This is a genomic window from Pseudomonas sp. Bout1 (genome assembly GCF_034314165.1).
GTDB lineage: Bacteria > Pseudomonadota > Gammaproteobacteria > Pseudomonadales > Pseudomonadaceae > Aquipseudomonas.
Genome location: NZ_JAVIWK010000001.1, coordinates 2,569,567 through 2,585,989 on the forward strand (window position 1 = coordinate 2,569,567; position 16,423 = coordinate 2,585,989).

27 protein-coding genes are annotated in these 16,423 nt (G+C 56.3%); 4 read left to right on the plus strand and 23 right to left on the minus strand.

Translation table 11 applies throughout. The features are described 5' to 3' along the window. Positions 1–66 precede the first annotated feature (66 nt). Together RGV33_RS11870 and RGV33_RS11875 are read right to left on the minus strand one after the other, a co-directional pair. On the minus strand, positions 67–666 hold the full coding sequence (locus tag RGV33_RS11870) for a hypothetical protein (protein ID WP_322144370.1): 600 nt from the start codon (positions 664–666) through the stop codon (positions 67–69). Beyond that, positions 663–1,025 (minus strand): hypothetical protein, encoded by a 363-nt coding sequence (locus RGV33_RS11875; protein ID WP_322144371.1) that lies wholly within the window; start codon positions 1,023–1,025, stop codon positions 663–665. The genes RGV33_RS11870 and RGV33_RS11875 overlap by 4 nt, the downstream gene beginning before the upstream one ends. 122 nt (positions 1,026–1,147) lie before the next feature. Between RGV33_RS11875 and RGV33_RS11880 the strand changes: the two genes are divergently transcribed. After that, on the plus strand, positions 1,148–1,576 hold the full coding sequence (locus tag RGV33_RS11880) for a hypothetical protein (RefSeq protein WP_322144372.1): 429 nt from the start codon (positions 1,148–1,150) through the stop codon (positions 1,574–1,576). Here RGV33_RS11880 and RGV33_RS11885 read toward each other — a convergent pair. Further along, entirely contained in the window at positions 1,573–2,436 is an 864-nt protein-coding gene (locus RGV33_RS11885) for a hypothetical protein (RefSeq protein ID WP_322144373.1), read from the minus strand. The two genes, RGV33_RS11880 and RGV33_RS11885, sit on opposite strands and share 4 nt — an antisense overlap. An 83-nt stretch (positions 2,437–2,519) precedes the next feature. Here RGV33_RS11885 and RGV33_RS11890 point away from each other — a divergent pair, with 83 nt between their 5' ends. Both RGV33_RS11890 and RGV33_RS11895 read left to right on the plus strand, forming a co-directional pair. After that, positions 2,520–2,699, plus strand: a complete 180-nt coding sequence (locus RGV33_RS11890; RefSeq protein WP_034120927.1) for a hypothetical protein — start codon at positions 2,520–2,522, stop codon at positions 2,697–2,699. Between the two features lie 77 nt (positions 2,700–2,776). Beyond that, the gene (locus tag RGV33_RS11895) at positions 2,777–3,067 is read left to right on the plus strand and encodes a hypothetical protein (protein ID WP_322144374.1); all 291 of its coding nucleotides are present in this window, start codon (positions 2,777–2,779) and stop codon (positions 3,065–3,067) included. 11 nt (positions 3,068–3,078) lie between these two features. On the opposite strand, the gene RGV33_RS11900 is transcribed toward RGV33_RS11895, so the two are convergent. Then, the gene (locus RGV33_RS11900) at positions 3,079–3,639 is read right to left on the minus strand and encodes a hypothetical protein (RefSeq protein ID WP_322144375.1); all 561 of its coding nucleotides are present in this window, start codon (positions 3,637–3,639) and stop codon (positions 3,079–3,081) included. Between the two features lie 144 nt (positions 3,640–3,783). On the opposite strand from RGV33_RS11900, the gene RGV33_RS11905 reads away from it, so the two are divergent. Then, on the plus strand, positions 3,784–4,047 hold the full coding sequence (locus RGV33_RS11905; RefSeq protein WP_177141999.1) for a hypothetical protein: 264 nt from the start codon (positions 3,784–3,786) through the stop codon (positions 4,045–4,047). A 107-nt stretch (positions 4,048–4,154) separates the two neighbouring features. On the opposite strand, the gene RGV33_RS11910 is transcribed toward RGV33_RS11905, so the two are convergent. The 19 genes from RGV33_RS11910 to RGV33_RS12000 all read right to left on the minus strand — a co-directional run bounded on the left by RGV33_RS11910 (position 4,155) and on the right by RGV33_RS12000 (position 16,410). Further along, positions 4,155–4,751: a hypothetical protein gene (locus RGV33_RS11910; RefSeq protein ID WP_322144376.1), complete on the minus strand. Its 597-nt coding sequence runs from the start codon at positions 4,749–4,751 to the stop codon at positions 4,155–4,157. A gap of 464 nt (positions 4,752–5,215) precedes the next feature. Then, positions 5,216–5,527, minus strand: coding sequence for a hypothetical protein (locus tag RGV33_RS11915; RefSeq protein ID WP_322144377.1), 312 nt, complete (start codon positions 5,525–5,527; stop codon positions 5,216–5,218). 69 nt (positions 5,528–5,596) lie between these two features. Continuing rightward, positions 5,597–6,187, minus strand: a complete 591-nt coding sequence (locus RGV33_RS11920; protein WP_322144378.1) for a hypothetical protein — start codon at positions 6,185–6,187, stop codon at positions 5,597–5,599. A gap of 7 nt (positions 6,188–6,194) precedes the next feature. After that, positions 6,195–6,758, minus strand: coding sequence for a siphovirus Gp157 family protein (locus RGV33_RS11925; protein WP_322144379.1), 564 nt, complete (start codon positions 6,756–6,758; stop codon positions 6,195–6,197). Further along, positions 6,755–7,489 (minus strand): hypothetical protein, encoded by a 735-nt coding sequence (locus RGV33_RS11930; RefSeq protein ID WP_322144380.1) that lies wholly within the window; start codon positions 7,487–7,489, stop codon positions 6,755–6,757. The genes RGV33_RS11925 and RGV33_RS11930 overlap by 4 nt, the downstream gene beginning before the upstream one ends. Further along, the gene (locus RGV33_RS11935; protein ID WP_322144381.1) at positions 7,489–8,583 is read right to left on the minus strand and encodes a hypothetical protein; all 1,095 of its coding nucleotides are present in this window, start codon (positions 8,581–8,583) and stop codon (positions 7,489–7,491) included. The genes RGV33_RS11930 and RGV33_RS11935 overlap by 1 nt, the downstream gene beginning before the upstream one ends. Positions 8,584–8,981: 398 nt before the next feature. Beyond that, the gene (locus RGV33_RS11940) at positions 8,982–9,185 is read right to left on the minus strand and encodes a hypothetical protein (protein WP_177141930.1); all 204 of its coding nucleotides are present in this window, start codon (positions 9,183–9,185) and stop codon (positions 8,982–8,984) included. After that, entirely contained in the window at positions 9,182–9,373 is a 192-nt protein-coding gene (locus RGV33_RS11945) for a hypothetical protein (protein WP_322144382.1), read from the minus strand. The genes RGV33_RS11940 and RGV33_RS11945 overlap by 4 nt, the downstream gene beginning before the upstream one ends. Beyond that, positions 9,370–9,807 (minus strand): hypothetical protein, encoded by a 438-nt coding sequence (locus tag RGV33_RS11950; protein WP_322144383.1) that lies wholly within the window; start codon positions 9,805–9,807, stop codon positions 9,370–9,372. Before RGV33_RS11950 ends, RGV33_RS11945 begins: the two co-directional genes overlap by 4 nt. Positions 9,808–10,034: 227 nt before the next feature. Further along, positions 10,035–10,376, minus strand: a complete 342-nt coding sequence (locus RGV33_RS11955; protein ID WP_169366819.1) for a hypothetical protein — start codon at positions 10,374–10,376, stop codon at positions 10,035–10,037. Between the two features lie 142 nt (positions 10,377–10,518). Beyond that, complete coding sequence (locus tag RGV33_RS11960) at positions 10,519–11,283, minus strand: hypothetical protein (protein WP_322144384.1); 765 nt, start codon at positions 11,281–11,283, stop codon at positions 10,519–10,521. Positions 11,284–11,355: 72 nt separating this feature from the next. Then, positions 11,356–11,610 carry a hypothetical protein gene (locus tag RGV33_RS11965; RefSeq protein ID WP_322144385.1) on the minus strand — a complete coding sequence of 85 codons (255 nt, stop codon included), beginning with the start codon at positions 11,608–11,610 and terminating at the stop codon, positions 11,356–11,358. A 413-nt stretch (positions 11,611–12,023) separates the two neighbouring features. Next, on the minus strand, positions 12,024–12,275 hold the full coding sequence (locus tag RGV33_RS11970; RefSeq protein ID WP_322144386.1) for a DUF1654 domain-containing protein: 252 nt from the start codon (positions 12,273–12,275) through the stop codon (positions 12,024–12,026). Between the two features lie 171 nt (positions 12,276–12,446). Then, a complete protein-coding gene (locus RGV33_RS11975; protein ID WP_322144387.1) occupies positions 12,447–12,857 on the minus strand; it encodes a VOC family protein in 411 nt (136 codons plus the stop codon). A 234-nt stretch (positions 12,858–13,091) separates the two neighbouring features. Next, positions 13,092–13,565, minus strand: a complete 474-nt coding sequence (locus RGV33_RS11980; protein WP_322144388.1) for a hypothetical protein — start codon at positions 13,563–13,565, stop codon at positions 13,092–13,094. A gap of 103 nt (positions 13,566–13,668) precedes the next feature. Next, a complete protein-coding gene (locus tag RGV33_RS11985; protein WP_322144389.1) occupies positions 13,669–14,049 on the minus strand; it encodes a hypothetical protein in 381 nt (126 codons plus the stop codon). A 102-nt stretch (positions 14,050–14,151) separates the two neighbouring features. After that, positions 14,152–14,583, minus strand: a complete 432-nt coding sequence (locus RGV33_RS11990) for a hypothetical protein (RefSeq protein ID WP_322144390.1) — start codon at positions 14,581–14,583, stop codon at positions 14,152–14,154. Between the two features lie 247 nt (positions 14,584–14,830). Beyond that, on the minus strand, positions 14,831–15,667 hold the full coding sequence (locus RGV33_RS11995; RefSeq protein WP_094987768.1) for a DUF3037 domain-containing protein: 837 nt from the start codon (positions 15,665–15,667) through the stop codon (positions 14,831–14,833). Beyond that, a complete protein-coding gene (locus tag RGV33_RS12000) occupies positions 15,664–16,410 on the minus strand; it encodes a HipA family kinase (RefSeq protein ID WP_094987767.1) in 747 nt (248 codons plus the stop codon). Before RGV33_RS12000 ends, RGV33_RS11995 begins: the two co-directional genes overlap by 4 nt. Positions 16,411–16,423: the final 13 nt, after the last annotated feature.

Here is a 16,423-nt window from a genome sequence, read left to right on the forward strand (position 1 = left end):
CACTATAGCGGCTGACTTTGAAGGGGGAGGGGTTACAGGTTTTGCGGGAGGAGTACGGATGTACTCCTATCGGGATTTGGCGCTACGTTTGCGAAATTCGTAAACCATGCTGCGCAGATCTACCAGTGACTCCTGCAGATCACCGCGGGCAGAGTCGATATTCTCAAGCAGCTCACCTTCGCCGTCGTCACCGCCTTCATCGCAGGCCAGGAGCGCCGGGCCGTATGACTGGAACTTCGCCAGCACGTCATCGGCGGACTTGGCCATGTATTCGGCGTGCTCGATGGCGTAGTCCTTGTTGGATCGCTCGCCGGAGGTAGGCGCTGCATCGCAAAGCCCAAGCACCCAATCAATCCATTCCTTGCGCTGTCTGTACTGCGGTTGGTCGTCGTCAATCGATTTGACCATGTAGTGCGGGCTGCGGTTGATTGACCGTACCGCACTGACCAACTCGTCCCAGCGCTCATCCGCTGCGGTCAGGCGCTGTTGCAGTTCCTTCTCCCGGCGTTCCGAGGCAACGCAGCGCTCGGCAGCGTCCAGAAAGAGGCGGGTTGCTCCGTCGAAGGCCGAGGCGAGCACAACCTCAGGCCCGTGCGGGTCGTAGCTGATGCGGTTTCCATCTTCGGAAAGCATTTTCACGACTTTGTATCGATGAACTTCGCTCACGAGTCATTCCTCGTTACCAGATCATGGGCATTCACAACCGGCGGGGTGATCGCAACCTCGCGGCTGACAGCGGACATCATGCCGATGGAGCCATCCTTGAGGATTGCCGGCACGCCCAGCACGTGGCATACGCGACCACTGAGCGGAGAGCCCATCGGCATGGTCAGGTAGATGAGTCGCGAAAGCAGATCAAGCACAAGCTCAGGGTCAGCGATGGTCTCTTCAAAGAATTCGATAACCTCATCCCACAGGTCGTTGTCCTCATCGCGCCCGCCGAACTTTTCTGGATAGGCTGCAATCGTTAGTTCGTATTGTTCCAGGTCGTCGATAATTTTGAAATTTTCAGGAATGTGGCTCATACGGATTTCCTTGCCGGGCCATGCCCGGGCGGTGGAGTGGGGCTGGTTTATGATTCGGTTTTCCGATGGGCGCGATGCGGTCTGCACGCTATAGTTGCGATGGATAAATAAGGCGCATGGACATGCTTAAAGAGTTTTGGTTTTTCATTGAAACAAACAGCGGAGCGCTTGGCTTTACATTGGCGTTCGTGACCGGTTGCTGGGGTGTTTGGAATTACTTCAACATTAAAAAAGCTGAGGAGGAAACCAGACAGTTCCAGGCCTTTCACCTAATGATCAAAGGTTTGGTCATGGGTGAGGGCCATAGCCCGGATCCGTATGTGGATCAGCAGCTTGCAGTCATTTACGAGCTGAGGAATTTTCCCCAGTACTACCCTGTCACACTACGAATTCTGGAGCGCTCGAAGAAAAGTTGGAGAAGTGGTTCTGGTTGGTTGGGGCCAACGCTAATCGCAGAAGCAGACCTAACCATCGAATTTATAAAAAGAAAGTCGATATCAGAGTCTCACTATCTGAAAACATGCTGGTACCTGCCAAACAGGAAGGGTTAGTCGCCGCAGAAACAGTCGATGTCTTCTGAGTAGCCAAACGCATCCATCTGGCCTTTGTAGTTTTCGGCGTACCAGGCCAGATGGGAGTATTTCGGGCGGTCCATGCGGAACACCTGGTTGAATTTTTCCTCCAGGCCGGACCAGAAGATCACGCGCTCTGGCTCGGCCTGGATGGCCTTGAACAGCTTGTCTTCGCCCTTTTTCCAGCACAAATCGCAGTTGCCTAGGTCTGAATCCATACCGAGGTCAAAGTCCTGCACCTGCCAGAAGGCCGCCACATTTTCCTTCATAATGCCCGCGGTGTAGGATGGGCAGACGCTGTCCCAGCGAGCGCCGCCCTTTGCGTTAGCGGCCATCATGCGGTGGTAACGCCCTGGTTCATCCTTTCGAATGCCAATCACGCAATCCCACTCGTCGTAACCCAGCGAGCGCATATGCTTCTCGCCGATCTTGATCTTCAAGTAGGCGGTGCACGCGTTGTTAGAAAAGTTGGGCAACCACATCGGCAGTCCTTTTTCCTGCGCTCGGTACGCGGCAAAGTAGTCCAGCATCATGGTGAAGGGTTCGCCGTTGCGGCTTGCGGTTTCGAAGTCCACCAGCTTGTACCAGGGGGCGTCATCCGGCTGCCCGTATACTCGGCACCACTCCATCCAGGTAACGTGCACATCCCAGCGCTTGGCCATCTGGTCGATGAATTGCAGCGTTTCTTCGCGCTCCTTACCGGTGTTCTGGAAGCACAGATGTACATCTTGCGGTAGTACGCCGCCGTGGGCCTCGAGGATCTTGTAGACCATGTGCCCGCTGGTGCGACCGCCGCTGATGCCGATCTGAGCCGGGCCGATGATCTTGTAGGGATTCATAATTGCTCCAGACAGCCGATTGCCTCGCCGGCTGGCGTGATTCGTTGATATGGGGTATTGGTGCGACTCACAAAGGAGCCGGTATGGATACGAACAAGCTGCTCAAAATTCTGATTGCCACCAACTTGATCACGCTGATTTTGGCGGGAGTTTCTGCGTACTACGCCATGGATGCCCGGGACATTGCCGATGACGCTTACTCGGCAGCAGAGTCCGCCAGTAGTCACGCGAGCAATGTTGAGGACATCCTCAACAGCCGGTGACTGGTTCAGGTGTTGGTGTTTTCGTTGATATGGGGTATTACGGGTGACCGGCATGGAGCCGGATCAAGGAGTGATTTATGTCATTTGAAGAAGATGATGGCCAAAGCGGATATGTCAGTGAACTTCTAGAAGGCGGTTACTTAGAGGGAGCTGAAATAGGAGCTGCGAAAGCATTCCTCGCAGGCGGAGATCTTTCACCGCCCCAGCAATACGTCTTTGATAGCTTCGTCTTGCGCAAGCATGAGCCAGGTGCGTGCAAAAGGTGTCGTAACGGTATCGACTGGCCCGAGAAATACGAATCCAAGCACAACGGCGGTTTCTGCGGTTACTGCGCAAATGTAATTCATAAGGCGGATCGGGACGATTAATTGGAGCGAAGTTAAGCCGCTTGTCGCTGCTCAAGCACTTTCTCGCGCGCTGACTCAAACTCGCTGCCGAGGATCTCGGCGGCGCCCTCGATGTTTTCGTTTCCATCCTCTAGCCGTAGGCCGAGGTTCAGGTACACGACCCGGTCCAACTCGAAGAACACACCGCCGCACATCCACAGTGCTCCCGGGTTCAGGCCGATTGCCTCCCAGGCTTCGTCCATATCGATGCTGGCAGGACAATGTTCCTTCCAGAGAGCCGACAGGCGTTCATGCTCGGCGACCTGGGCGGCGCGCGCTTCCTTTGGCGTTCCTTTCGCAGGCTTGGCGCTTGAGCGCAAAGCGCGGTAGCCGTACTGATCGGGGCGGCACCAGTGCACGTCCAGCTCGCGGCTATCACTGAGCTTCACGCCACCAACATAGCTCCGATTGCCCGACCGCATCGGCGAGGCTGCACCACCAAACACCTGGCCAAGCTTGGCGCGCTGGGCGTCCCACTCTTTGCGTTTGGCGTCCCAGGCGATTACTGCGGCAACCACGGCCGGGGCGGCGGTCTTGTACATGTAGTTGCTCATGGATTATCTCCAGTCAGGCGCCGCCCTCCGGTTACCGGATGCAGCGAGTAGGGTGGGTTGTATTTACCGTTCAGCTGTTAATGGATGTCACAAAGTCAGATGTTTCCTACTCTCTGGCGACATCCAAAATAGAAGGGCTAGATCATGAGTAGTCGCCAACTTGAAGACGCACAGGAATATCGCCGCAATCAGATTCTCGGTGATCACATCGGCCTTACCGCGGAGGAGGTTGGTGAGTACGTCACCGACATCCAGGAACAGGACAATGGCACCGGCCTCGTGATTTACGTTTCTATCGCCACTCCTGCTGAAGTCCGGGCGAGAATCGATGGTTTGGAAGACAACCTTTATCTATACACCGGCCCGATTGATTTCGACGAAGAGAGCGACGATGAGCAGCCGGCCTAGTTAACTCGTCTCGACTCCGGTTTTGGCGAATTCTTCAAGCTGTAGCGAGTGCTTTTCCCTGACTACGATCTCCGGTCCGAAGTGGGCAGACTCTTCGGAGAGGCGTGTTAGGCCGTGACGCGCTCGCCAATCACCTTCGTGGTGAAGCTCACCGAGTACTCAGTGGTCAACTCAAACAGGCCTTTGCAAGTATCGCACTCGATATTCTTGTCGCCGTAGTCCTCGGTTTCAATGTGAATGACCGTCGCGCAGTGCGGACATTTGCATTCGTCCTGAGCGCGATAATCCCACTCGTCATAGTCGGTCTCGGCGATCTTGGCCAGCGCTGCGGCTTTCGCAACGGCGTCTTCTGCGTCCTGGCAAGGTTTGCAGGTGAAGCCGTCAGGATGGCCCCACGGTGTTTGCGTGAGCTTCGAGCGGTGAGTGCTGCACAGGCGGCAAACGTCGTGCATGTCGCAGACGCTGTAGCTGTAACGCTCGCCGCTGCCGGTGCATTTGGCACAGCCAGACACCCAATACCAAGCACCATCGATGCGCTCTGCATACAACCCTTTCTCGGGGGCGGTGAGTTCTACATAAGGCAGGCCATTACGATGCGGCTTTCCGTGCCAGCCGTCATTCCAGATGCACTTCGAACCGCTGCGCGTGCGCTCGGTCCACTCGCCGGGAATTTCCGGGATCAGAATCTTGGTGTCCTTGCTCATGGATTATCTCCAGTCAGGCGCCGCCCTCCGTGACCGGTGGTAGACGCAGTTGAATAAAAGAAGACCGACAGATAAGATCTTTCGACTAAAGGAATCGCCTCAGTGTGATTTCTAACGAGCACGGGCTTAAGGCTTGCTTAAAAGAAACGTTCTTCCGTAGTTTGGCTATAGCATCGGACCTAGTGACTGTAGGCGGGTATGCGCTTCCATTGGCAGCCCCATTTTTTACCGACATCGACCTGGGAGTAGTACTGATGAGCACAACGACAGCAATTGAGTTTGGTGGGGCGGTTCTGGGAACGTTCGTATTCAAATTGCGAAGGACTGAGTAAGTTAAGTGGCTTCCGGACAGATCCGCAGGGGGTTCAACTCCCCCCGTTCCCACTAATTCTCCACCCGGTGAAATAACCTCGTCGCCGGGATCACCCTATGAAATCGACACGTTTTTGCCATAGCGACAAGGCTTAGGCTTCTTCGGCGTCGAGCCGAGATGCTTGGCGCTGGCCGATGGCGTAGAGCTCTGCCGCCACGTTTTCTGTAACTTCGATTTTGTGGCGCGAACGGAGCGCTTCACGTGCGCCATCGCGGCCGAGTGAGTGCACATAGCGCAGGCATCCAGCGATCACCGATGCCTGCTCAGTGTCTTCAGTCCAGGCCATGAGCTCGGCAAGCATCTGCTTGTCGCCAGCACGCACCCGGTGCCGCAACTCTTCCTCGCCAAGCTCCTTGCGTTTCGCCGCGCTCTTTGCAGATCGCGTCTTTTGATCCATGGCCATGGCTTACCTCTTCTATTCCGCTGGCCGGCAGTGCGAGCCAGGTTTGACGTTTGCGTTGCTGGATGCGGGCTATGCGGCGCATTTAGTTCGCCCCGGTTTTGCTTTTGGGTAGTCGATGCCGTGGGCCGCGATGATCCGCTCAAAGGCTTTTGACCCCATGGCCAGACTCCCAAGGCACTGGCGCCGGGTCAGGCCCAGCTCCAGGAATGCCTGGATTCGCTCAGCGTATTTCGCATCGCTGGCTGCATCCGCTCGCCGGGGCGCCAGGTTTCGCGCGCCGCCCCGGGTTGGAGCCTTGAACGTAATCCCGAACTCCTGGCCGATGGTGGAAACCGTGCGCCGGTCAATCCCGAGCTCTTCCGCTACGTCAACCTTTGCGTGGGTGGGGGCAAGCTCGCGAATTCGCTCCACGAGCTTAAGGCGTTTCTGGGTGCGAATATCGAGCGGCGCCATCGGCAGTGGAGCCGACTCAACCCGCCGCCGAACAAACGGCTTCGGCGCCGGCGGCTCCTGAGGCACATAAACTACGGGCTTCGGTGGCGGGGTAGGCTCGGCCACTTCGATTTCGCCGCCCGCAGCTACGAACTCGGCGACCTGGGCGGCCAACTCATCCGAGGCCGGGCGCAGTTCCTCGATCATGCTGAGGTGGTTGCTGATCATGATGGCCTCACTTGATCCGTATCGAACTGTCGCCGCGCTCCAGATGAGCCCAGGTTGGTTCGGGTAGAAGTTCGTGTTCGGCGTCTTCACCGGCGGCCATCCGCTTACGCACCACCTCGTTGTGATCGCGGATTTCCTTGAGCTTGGAGGCGATGGCTTTTTTGTCTGGGGTGATGCTTGATTTCACGGAGGTCAACTCATCCGGCACCGCATCCTCGTTGTCAACGATCACCCGTTCGCTGCCCATGGCCAAGGTGATGGTGAACAACGGGCGCTTGATCGACTTGATGTCGGCGGCTTCCATGTTGCGGCGCAGGTAGTCGCTGATCTGCGCCACGCTGTTGGACTTGATCCGTTTGAGTTCGGCCAGGCGTTCGATCTCGTTGTCGATCGCTGTCACGTCGCTTTCGATGTTCCGGCGCAACATGACGATGTTGTCGGCCTTGTCGTTGAAGTCGCCTTGAACCTCGTCCATGGCGTGCTGCAGGGCCTCTTTCAAGCCTTCGTCGTCGGTGTCGGCCATAGCCTGGAGTTCGGCGAGCTTGCCGGTGAGTGCGTAGAGTTGAGTCATGCTGCGGCCTCCGTGCCTTTTTCAAGCACAGCTTTGCGCTCCTCAAATGCTCGAGTGATTCGCGCTATGAAAGTGGGTTCGTTGCGGCGAGTTGCCTCGCGGATGTATTTCACGTTGAGCGTCTTCAGCTCGTAGGCTGTTACCGCCTTGCCGATGGTCTCTACCGCCGATGCTAGCCAGTCAATGCGCTCCTGTTTCTGGCGCACTATTTCGGCATCCTTGTCGGCTGCATCTTCAAGACGCTCATCGTCTTTGAGCTGCTCGACATAGCTGGCGTCATCAAACATGCCGAGGAACACGTCCGCGCTGAAGCCAAGCATCGACAGCGACTTCTTGATGGCATCGGTCAGCGACTTCTTCGGCGCCTCGCCATCTGTTGTCGTGCCGAACTTCGATTTGTAGAGGTAGCGAGTGCAGCCATACTGCTCGATCTCGCCGCGCTTGCCGTCCAATTCGAACCAGAAGCGAATCTTGATGGTGTGGTTGAGCTCTCGACCCAGTACGAGGCGTTTGTCGCCTTCGCCGCTGGCCATTTCTGAGCCTTCGTCGAAGCGCTCCTCCATTACTGACCACCCAAACCCGATGCCGACAGGCCCGAATATCTCTGTGGCTTTCATGATCATCGCCGTGCCGTTCAGGCTGGTGATCTTCTGGCCGCCAACCTCGGCAGCTTTGGTGTAACGGGTGTCGGTCGTGCTGACCTTTTCCCAGATCTGCATGTTCGTCGACATCACTTATTCCTCCAGCCGTCAGCACGCTTGACCAGTTCCTTGAAGGAAGCCGCGGGCAGCCTGCTCATGTATTTTTTGTTGTCGCGGTACCATTCTTCCAGGGCAGCTTTGGGCGTCTGGATGGCCACGACGTGGGCGACCTGCTGTTTGTATGAGGTCGAGTTGGCGACTTGCGAATGGAATGTCCGGCTCACCACTACGGTGTTGGTCATTCCCTGCTTGACCAGGGTGTTCAGCTCTTCCTGGGATTGAACGGCAATGGCGCCCGGGTGTTTCTGCTGGAACAACCTGTAGCAGGCCTCTCTCACCAGTTCGGTGCTGCCGTACTCGACGTATTCAACGTCGGGAATTCCTGCCTCGATCTTCTCCGCCACCTCATCCAGGCGCCCGGTGTCGATCCAGGCGTTTTTGGATACCTGTTTCAAGTCCCAACCGCTGACCGTCTGGCGGTCACGCTCAAGCTGCAGGTGTTCGGGGAGGATGTCGTAGCCGTAGGTCAGGTCGGTGTCGCAAACAAACAGCGTGCCGACGTAAAGCTTTCCGGGCCGGGAGGGCAGGATGTGGCCGTACTTGGTGCCGATTACGTCGCTCATTGGTGGCTGCATGCGCAGGCACATGCTGCGGATTTCCGCTTCGTCATCATCGGTGAGGCCGGAGACGACGAATTCAACACCCTGATTCTGCCGGTGCGCCGGGGTCTCGTTGATGCACAACACTTCGGCGTCGAACTGGTCACTGTGCCGGAATTCAGGCACCCACTGCTTGTTGCCGTTCCAAACCTTCACGTCGTAACCGTTCCGGGTCAGCACCAGCAGGGCAATTTTGTAGCCCTCGCCGAAGCTGCCGATGGCATCAGTGCGGTCAGACTTGGACGTACTGCCCAGCACCAGGGTGCTGGCCTCCAGCCTTGCAAAGCGGCTGGTGATGAACAGCTGGCCGTCAGCGAAGGCGTATTCGAAAGGTGACTCACTATCCAGGGCGTTCTGCACCAGCTCCCGGATGGCCTCTTTCAGGCCCCAGTGGCGGACGTAATCGCGGGACAGGGGAAGTTCGTAGGATTTGGAACGGATGCGATCTGCAATTGCTGCGAGCATGACTATCTCCCGCGCCATCCTTGCGGTGGGCGCTGTGCGGAATGATTTATTGGGTGATCAGGCCGCCGATGGCGGGGCCCAGGAATACAACTGCGATGAAGGTCAGGCCGACGATGGCCGAGGTCAGGCGGATGGCTTGGCGGGTCGTCATGGTATGCACCGCTCGCTACCGCCGCAGTAGCTGTAATCGGGGTGGAACTCACGCGCATCGCAGTCGAACACGTAGTCATTCCCGCACGATCTGCACTCTGCTTTCCAAACTTTGCCGATCCGCTGCAAACCCTCAGGCTCCCGCCCCTGAGAAGCTTCGTTACGGTAGTTGTGCTCGATTCGATTGTTACGTTTGCTCTGCGCTGCGCGAATGCGCGCGGTGTCAGTCGCGTCGAACCTTCTGAGCTTCATGCCTTCACCTCATAAGCGACAGTCCACTCACCGCACATGCAGGCCCGGCCACTCCAGGCGTGAACATTTGGGATGCCAGCGTCATGTGCCAGCGAAAGGGCGCCCAGCCACTTGGTGTGAGTGAAGGCCAGAATCATGCGGTCGGCGGGCAGTTCTTCGATTTGCTCGTCGATCAGCGATTTCACGATGGGCGTTGTCATGCGGCCTCCTTGCGCTGCCTGGTGATTTTCAGCAGGCGCTGGCAGTAGTGGTTGAATTCTTCGACGGTGATCGCGTCGCCGGTGAGCATGTTGGTGATCATCCGCGCCACCACCGCCTGGGCACCTGGCTCGCTGTCGGGATGCTCAAGGCTTTCTAAGGCCTCATCGATCAGGATGTGCGGGCTCATAGGTCTGCATCTACGTCGTCTTCGCGCTCTTCCCGTTCCGCTGCTACCGCGTCTTCGGCATACGGCCTCAGCAGCGCTACGGCGATCTTCTCGACGGCCTCAATCGGGCGTTGCTGTCCCAGCAGGTCGGCAGCGTGGGCCCGGGCATCGCTCTGGCTGCCGAGCATCGCCGACAGCAGCAGGCGGGCAAACGAATCGCGCTGATCCAGGCCGTCTATCTGGCGCTGGTTCAGGTGGCCCTGCAGGTAGGTACAGAACCGATCGAACGTCACCACCTGCGGCTGGCCGTAGCGGCGCTTCCACTTGATGTCCATCCCGCACACCAACTGTTCCGCCGAATGCTCAAGCCAGTCAGTCACCTCGTCGCTCTCGCGGACATCTGGAGGCAACTGAGCGTCGTAACGCTCCTGGCATATCTTCAATGCTGCGTTCATGCTCGCCTCCAGGCTGGCGGGTCAGTCGTGGTAGCTGATAACTCGGTCGATGCTGTGCACTTCCATCACATCGATGTGTTCAAGCTCTTCGATGGTCTCGACGAACTCATCAAGGTTGCCGTTTCGGTCGAGAGTGACGATTGCCCACTCAGTTACGAGGCGAGTGATCTTCGCTTTGACTCGGCGAGGCTTGCGGAATCGCTCATGGCGACCTCCAGTGTTTGGGGTTACGCGGTGGCTTTGGCGATTGCGGCTTTTGCCAAATCCCGAATCTCATCAACGGTGATTTGAAGGGCCTCTTGCGAAGTGCAGGAGCCAGTGCATGGCCCGCATCCACAGTCATGTGGTCGAGCAATGCGCTCAAGCGCCTTAAACAGATCCGGCGCGGCGGCTATCAGCTTGGCGTTGGCCCATTGCATCTCTGGCCGCCTGCCAAAGAGCACGTCTCCAGCACTAACGGCGTTCAGGGCGTCCGCAACCACGCATCGTCCAGCTGAGATAGAAATCTGGCCGGAACCTTCGACCACGCCGTTAATATTCCACGGCCCCGGTGTGTGCTTCGTTTCCATGACTCTCTCCATTCGTTGGTTCACCTGTATTCGTCAACACTCATGCCTCCCGCTGGTTGCCGATGGGCGCGGGGGAGGAGTGCTGACGTAATAGGGGTGGGGAAGGGGGCCGGTCTTTCCCGGCTGTCATGGCGTTGGTTGTTCAGTCGTAAATGCCGTAGCTGAACTCATCCTCATCGCAGTCGACGATGATCTTCGAGGAGCCGAAGTAGAGTGCTGCGACCATCTTCTCGAATGGAGAGCGGAATCGCAGGGTCTGGCTGATCTTCTCCCCGTCGATCTTGGCGGAGTACACAGTGCCAACCTCGCGCCCCTCCTCGTCACGATCCTTGCCGTTACGGTCGAAGCTGATGTGGATGGCGTTGTCGAGCATGTATTCGCTGCGCTCGGAACTTCGGGAGTAAACTGAGGAGCCATGATCTTTGGGCTTCTTGTCGAAGTAGATATGCAGGCCACCGTAGTCAGATGGCTGAAAGCGAATGTCTGGATGCTCCCAGTGCTCTTCGGCGGCGGACTCTTTATGGTCCTCGACGAAGGCTTCCATCAGGTCCTGCAGGCTGATCACCGCTGGCATCGCGTCCTTGTTCAGCACTTCGTCGATTTGCTGCTGCGCCAGGCGCACCATGTCGGCCTCGACGCCGCTGTTTTCCCACTTCTCTTTAAGAGCGGCCGCAATCATTGCGTTGTAGCGCGTCAGTTCAAAAATGGTGGTCAGGTTGGCCGGAAGCGCAGCTTTGATTGCCTCCTCAACCTGCTTGCCCATGTCGCCGTAACGGCCGAAGCAGTTGTCGACTACGCTGGTGAACATCTTTTTGACGTGCTCGTCGATGATTTCGACTGGCTTGTCGCTGTTTGCAAAGGCAGTGACGCGCTCGGCCAGCAGCGCTTGAAGTGTTTGTTCGCTCATTTGAGGCTCCGTGCTTGATCGGTTGTTTTCCCAATGCCCACCGCTCTGGATGGGCATCAGTGAAAAGGTCCGTCATGCTGCGAACAGCTCTTGCTGGTGTGGCTGAGGCGTGCACCGCTGGAGCCCGGCGCGTATGGCTGATTCCAGCAGTTCGGCGTCTTGCTCAAGCTCAGGGAATTGCCCGGCAAATCCGCTCACGGCGCAGCGAAGTGCGGTTGCTTCACGCTGCAGCGTTGGAATCACGATGCTGCGCATGTTGCCGATGGTGCGCAGATCCAGGCTGCACTCCCGGCATAGCCGGATGTAGTCGAGCATGTACTTCGGCATTTCACTTCCTCCGGTTGTCATCCCAAGCAGCCCTCGCGAGAAGGCTGCTCAGTGATGCTTTCCGCCGTGACCCGCAACTGGCGTCGGTCACCGGCTTGAATCAAATGTCACTCCAGCCGCGGGCCTTTCGGCTTGTTCTCCCGCTGGATAACTGTTCTTGGCGCTTTACGCTGTACGCCCGGGTCAGTTGCCAACCCTCTGAACCGTTTAGGCCGGTTCATCGCTGCCTTTGAATCTGGGCCGGTGGTTATCCGGCAAGGGGTGTCGCTAAAGAGCGGCGCAGGTTTCTCTGCTGGCGATTCGCTGTGGCGTCTCGATGGGTGTAAATATAGGTAATCCCATATTTATCGTCAATGGGTATTCCCATATATTTTATGGGGGGCGATAAAAAGCCCGCTCAACGGCGGGCTCTTTTATGAGTCGCAGTACTCGCGCCAGCCGATCCTGACGGCGCCGTCACCCAGATGCTCGATCCTTACTCCGACGGTGTCGCCGATATCCTGGATGACCTGGCGCCAGGCTTCGGGGCTTTCATCGTCGCGTCTGGAAACCTCGACCAACTGAATCCTTTGGACCCGGGGAGAGGCGATTAAACCTTGCAGGCGGCGGCCCACAAGCTCGTAGGAGTTTCTCGGTTTGGGTGTGGGGTAGGGTGCCTGGTTCATGCTTCGCTCCTTGCGAGTACTGTACGCATACACAGTATTTGGACTGACATATCTTGGCAAGAGGGCGGCAGGAAGTTTCATGCATAAATGCATATTTCATGGTGAGTGCATTCCGGTAGGCATGAAAAAGCCCGCGCTGGGCGGGCTTTAAACGAATACGGTGAGCGGCGGCTACTCCGCCAAGTCCAAATCTCCACGATGCGCGATATGCACCTTGTTGCCATCTGGATCACGTAGGTACGCACCGTAGTAACCGTCACCGTAGTGGGGACGTTGGCCAGGTTCACCTTCATCAGATCCGCCCGCAAGAAGCCCAGCTGCATAGGCGCTGTCTACCGCATTAGGAGATGGTGCGGTGAAAGCCACCATGCTGCCATTCCCTGCTCCGGCTTCATTGCGGTCATAGGGGCTGTACACATAAAAACGAGGGAGAACGCTATCTGGCTTAATCCAGCATGCCGAAGGTGGTCCGCCATCAGGCGTTACAGGCCTGCGACAGAGCCCCAGGGGGATCAGCAGCGCGTCATAGAAGGTAGATGCCTTATCAAGATCGTTTGTCCCAACGGTTACGTGACTGAACATCCTGTATTCCTACTTACGAAGGCGAGACGTTATCGTGTCATTTTGTAGGTGGGCGTGTATAGCCGTCGTCGGGTAAGTCGGGGAGGGCGAGTGTCGGCCCTCCAAATCGCAGGCAAAGAAAAGCCCGCGATGGGGAGTAGCGGGCTTAAAGGGATGATCGCTAGGAGCTGTGGTAACCATAGGCGCCCGACTGTGAAAGGGGTGTGAAAGGCAGTGGCTCCTTAGCCGTGCGCATCATTTATGGAAAATTATCTGTTGTCGGTCCCCGTTCTCCCCCATCGGCAAAGGGTACCTGCTCTCATCTGTCAGTGAGCGCAATCGCTGTGAGTGTGTAGATTGACTGAAAAGTACCTGGCACTCACCGGCATCAAAAAATCGTCTGAGTAATGGAAGGACCAAATGCGTAAGTGGCTTGTCGATTTTCAATGAAACCGTAATCAAATCAAGTTGGTCGGTCAGGTCTCTATACAGGTCTATGACCATTAGGCTCTCGCTCACGGCAGACGAATAGACATGAACGTCACCAGCACCAATAGGTGTGTCTTCGAAGTAGTGGTTGTACAGCTTGGCAATGTCTAGCTCGATTCCAGCGGCGCTCAAAGCGGCTTCTAAATCCGCATTGGGTGAGTGCTCGTCCCCTACCCATGAAACTAAATCGGACATTGATACGCAGATGTCGAACTCATTGGCGTATACGATGGAAGGCATTGGGGAAGGTCCAGATGATGAGTCTTGTGGGCATGCCAGAAACAATAAGCCCGGCGCTGGGCCGGGCTCGATGACGGCTGCTTATGCTGCTACCGCCAAGATATCAGCTCTCACAAGCACCAGGATCTTTGTATGCTTCGCACCAGGCGGCCTTCAGAAGGACTTTGCATTCGGCGTCGTATTTTTCACGCAACTTGGCAGTGCTAGCTGGCGTCATCGGCCCTGGTGTCTCTTTGTGCAAGTCCACCATTTTTTGCGCAACATCTTCTTGAGCTTGCGGGGTATAGCCAGCATGAACCAGAAGCGCGTAGAAGGCTCTTGAGGACTGACTGCGGCTTATGTCTGGCTGGTCACCAGCTACTGAAAGCAATTCGTAGTAGGCCGCGCAGTGGATGTCTCTGTCATTTTGAGATTCGGCTTGGGCGGTTAAGGAAATGCTGGTGAACATGGCGAAGAAGGCCAGCGGCATCGGGGATATGCGCATGAAAACGAGTCCATTCGAGAGAGGCGCAGATTTTATCAGCTCGGGGGCATAGAGACAAAAAGCCCGGCGTTAGGCCGGGCTTCGATGTAACAACGCCAGAAACTAGCGATGCTTGTTCTTGTGTCTATGCTTGTTGTTGCCTTTGTGCTTCTTGCCATCAGATCGATGATTGTTCTCATCGTCCGCCAGATTGTTTCCTAGCGCGCCACCCGCAGCGCCGCCGAGACCTGCGCCGATCGTCGAGCCAGTCGTGCCGCCGAGGCGGTTACCGATGAGCGAGCCACCAGCCGAGCCGATACCGCCACCTAATGCGGCTTCAGCTCTGTTGCCTCTCTGAGCGCCGACAGCACTGCCGGCAGCACCACCTACGCCTGCGCCTACCGCCGCGCCCGTTGAGCCGCCGAGCTGTTGACCTACGATGTTGCCAAGTGCACCACCAACGCCGCCTCCAAGAGCGGCTGTGCCATCTCCGGCTGCCATCACTCCTTGCGAAATGAGGACACCCAAAGCTAGGGCGGGTAGTGTCATTTTCATTTTTTTGAACCTCTATGGGTTGTCAGCAGGCGCTCACGGTTTAAAGCACGCCTAGCATTAGGACTGGAGTAGAAGTTTGTAGTTCTCTACAGGCGGTGCCTGCGGGCGAATGGGTGTAACAAGATATGCCGTAATGGATTCGACTAGGGAGGAGGGGTTAAGCGGGCTCACCAGGAGTCGGGGTGACCAGAGAAGCCCGAGGGTGAAAGGGCAGATACAAGAAGCCCGGCGCTGGGCCGGGCTTGAATCAATGCATTGTTGTAGGTAAGCCGCGCTTAATTTCTTGGACGATTTCGGCATTCGTTTCGCGATTGCTGACGACCCTAACCCCATCGAACTCGGTTAATGCCTCAACAACCTCACCGAAAGCACTCTGCAATTTCGAGTTGCCACCTTCGGGTGGGGCAACGATAAACAAAGTATCCTTTGCTAGGTGGTCGGCCTTACTGAGCCTTTTCACTTTAGCCACCCAAGCATCGCCATGATCCAGGATTCGAGACGGCTCGCTCTGACCTAAATAAAGGGGTTTGATTGCCTGGGCTGCATCACCGTCATCCAATACAACAAAGGGGAAACGTACCTCGTACTCCTTTGTCCCTAGACGCTGTTCTTTATACCTCTGTTTCAGATTCGATACCGCGAGAAGATTTCCAAGCTGTCGCTCGAGAACCCGTTCCTGATACTCCTTGTTCGCGAAGCTGTGATTGACATAGTGGTCATACAGCTCTTGAACAACCGCAGAAATATTGTCGGTCGCGATAGATCCAGGATTACTGAATCGCATCATCGTTTCACGAGCGTGGATTAGGTGCTTGAAGGTGCTTGCGAGTAACGAGAGCTCACCACGATGCCCGTAAAAAAAGTCGGCAAGCCTCTTGAACTCATCCTGAACTTCGTCACGAGCTCTGATGTATACCTTGTGGTCCAAGGTCTTGAAAAATTGAGTCACACGCTTACGGGTTGGCTCAATTTTATAATGAAACTCGCCATTGTTCGCTAACAAGACAACGCCAATGTTCACGAACTCGCCCGTTTCAGGGTAAGGGAGGAATCTCAATATCGAGTAATTACAAATATGTTTCATAGCTGCCCCCAGAACTGCTCTTCCTTGAACCTTTCCAGTTGTTGAAGCCTCTGCTCGAGGGTCGGCTCGTTTTCATCGCCATGACCCGAGTCACGCCTTATCCATTCTTCTGGCAAAAGGGACGTGATCCTACCCCAGTCGGCCATAGCCGCGTCAAGCATAGGCAAATATTCCAGACGAGCGAGCAGCTCCCCGGTCTGGGTGCTTAGCTGGTCACGGAATACGTGGTACATCCTAAATTCCTCGCCTGTGAGGCTGCTATCAAATGCTACGTTGTGATCTATGACCGCCAAGCCCCCGGATTGATCGAGAACTAGATTCACATTACCACCTAGGGGGCCAAGACCGCGATCGCCATTTCCGATCCACCAATCGAAGAGCAACACTCGCTTCTTTAATTCCGCTGGAATGTCGGCGACCTTCGCCCAGAGCAAGTCCGAAGCGTTTTCAACCTGTAGGGATCCGAATGCAGGACCCCCTTCAAGATCTCGAACGTTATCCATAACGCTGAAGTCAATCAATTCCGGAGGGATATCGATGATTCTCCATGGGGGAATTGGTAGTCCAAGGTGTGCGCCTAATTCGGCAGCTAGCGCTTCGGACATCAGACCGGCCCCAAGCGCTCTGGATAGGCCCTTCACGAAGTAGGTTTGGTCATCGTCTGCTCTAACAAGAAAAGGCTGAACCGAAATGCCCTGACTGCTTTGCCTTATGATTTCCTTTGCTGTGACACGTCCCGGCATAAGCGATCCCTGC

What these genes read in the sequence shown, in the direction of transcription:
- RGV33_RS11900 (WP_322144375.1), bottom strand. Translation starts at nt 3,639, where the DNA reads ATGAGCAACTACATGTACAAGACCGCCGCCCCGGCCGTGGTTGCCGCA.
- RGV33_RS11985 (WP_322144389.1), bottom strand. Translation starts at nt 14,049, where the DNA reads ATGCGCATATCCCCGATGCCGCTGGCCTTCTTCGCCATGTTCACCAGC.
- RGV33_RS11910 (WP_322144376.1), bottom strand. Translation starts at nt 4,751, where the DNA reads ATGAGCAAGGACACCAAGATTCTGATCCCGGAAATTCCCGGCGAGTGG.
- RGV33_RS11940 (WP_177141930.1), bottom strand. Translation starts at nt 9,185, where the DNA reads ATGACAACGCCCATCGTGAAATCGCTGATCGACGAGCAAATCGAAGAA.
- RGV33_RS12000 (WP_094987767.1), bottom strand. Translation starts at nt 16,410, where the DNA reads ATGCCGGGACGTGTCACAGCAAAGGAAATCATAAGGCAAAGCAGTCAG.
- RGV33_RS11875 (WP_322144371.1), bottom strand. Translation starts at nt 1,025, where the DNA reads ATGAGCCACATTCCTGAAAATTTCAAAATTATCGACGACCTGGAACAA.
- RGV33_RS11920 (WP_322144378.1), bottom strand. Translation starts at nt 6,187, where the DNA reads ATGATCAGCAACCACCTCAGCATGATCGAGGAACTGCGCCCGGCCTCG.
- RGV33_RS11905 (WP_177141999.1), top strand. Translation starts at nt 3,784, where the DNA reads ATGAGTAGTCGCCAACTTGAAGACGCACAGGAATATCGCCGCAATCAG.
- RGV33_RS11970 (WP_322144386.1), bottom strand. Translation starts at nt 12,275, where the DNA reads ATGAACCAGGCACCCTACCCCACACCCAAACCGAGAAACTCCTACGAG.
- RGV33_RS11930 (WP_322144380.1), bottom strand. Translation starts at nt 7,489, where the DNA reads ATGTCGACGAACATGCAGATCTGGGAAAAGGTCAGCACGACCGACACC.
- RGV33_RS11965 (WP_322144385.1), bottom strand. Translation starts at nt 11,610, where the DNA reads ATGCCGAAGTACATGCTCGACTACATCCGGCTATGCCGGGAGTGCAGC.
- RGV33_RS11935 (WP_322144381.1), bottom strand. Translation starts at nt 8,583, where the DNA reads ATGCTCGCAGCAATTGCAGATCGCATCCGTTCCAAATCCTACGAACTT.
- RGV33_RS11995 (WP_094987768.1), bottom strand. Translation starts at nt 15,667, where the DNA reads ATGAAACATATTTGTAATTACTCGATATTGAGATTCCTCCCTTACCCT.
- RGV33_RS11945 (WP_322144382.1), bottom strand. Translation starts at nt 9,373, where the DNA reads ATGAGCCCGCACATCCTGATCGATGAGGCCTTAGAAAGCCTTGAGCAT.
- RGV33_RS11950 (WP_322144383.1), bottom strand. Translation starts at nt 9,807, where the DNA reads ATGAACGCAGCATTGAAGATATGCCAGGAGCGTTACGACGCTCAGTTG.
- RGV33_RS11990 (WP_322144390.1), bottom strand. Translation starts at nt 14,583, where the DNA reads ATGAAAATGACACTACCCGCCCTAGCTTTGGGTGTCCTCATTTCGCAA.
- RGV33_RS11895 (WP_322144374.1), top strand. Translation starts at nt 2,777, where the DNA reads ATGTCATTTGAAGAAGATGATGGCCAAAGCGGATATGTCAGTGAACTT.
- RGV33_RS11885 (WP_322144373.1), bottom strand. Translation starts at nt 2,436, where the DNA reads ATGAATCCCTACAAGATCATCGGCCCGGCTCAGATCGGCATCAGCGGC.
- RGV33_RS11975 (WP_322144387.1), bottom strand. Translation starts at nt 12,857, where the DNA reads ATGTTCAGTCACGTAACCGTTGGGACAAACGATCTTGATAAGGCATCT.
- RGV33_RS11890 (WP_034120927.1), top strand. Translation starts at nt 2,520, where the DNA reads ATGGATACGAACAAGCTGCTCAAAATTCTGATTGCCACCAACTTGATC.
- RGV33_RS11955 (WP_169366819.1), bottom strand. Translation starts at nt 10,376, where the DNA reads ATGGAAACGAAGCACACACCGGGGCCGTGGAATATTAACGGCGTGGTC.
- RGV33_RS11880 (WP_322144372.1), top strand. Translation starts at nt 1,148, where the DNA reads ATGCTTAAAGAGTTTTGGTTTTTCATTGAAACAAACAGCGGAGCGCTT.
- RGV33_RS11915 (WP_322144377.1), bottom strand. Translation starts at nt 5,527, where the DNA reads ATGGCCATGGATCAAAAGACGCGATCTGCAAAGAGCGCGGCGAAACGC.
- RGV33_RS11925 (WP_322144379.1), bottom strand. Translation starts at nt 6,758, where the DNA reads ATGACTCAACTCTACGCACTCACCGGCAAGCTCGCCGAACTCCAGGCT.
- RGV33_RS11960 (WP_322144384.1), bottom strand. Translation starts at nt 11,283, where the DNA reads ATGAGCGAACAAACACTTCAAGCGCTGCTGGCCGAGCGCGTCACTGCC.
- RGV33_RS11980 (WP_322144388.1), bottom strand. Translation starts at nt 13,565, where the DNA reads ATGCCTTCCATCGTATACGCCAATGAGTTCGACATCTGCGTATCAATG.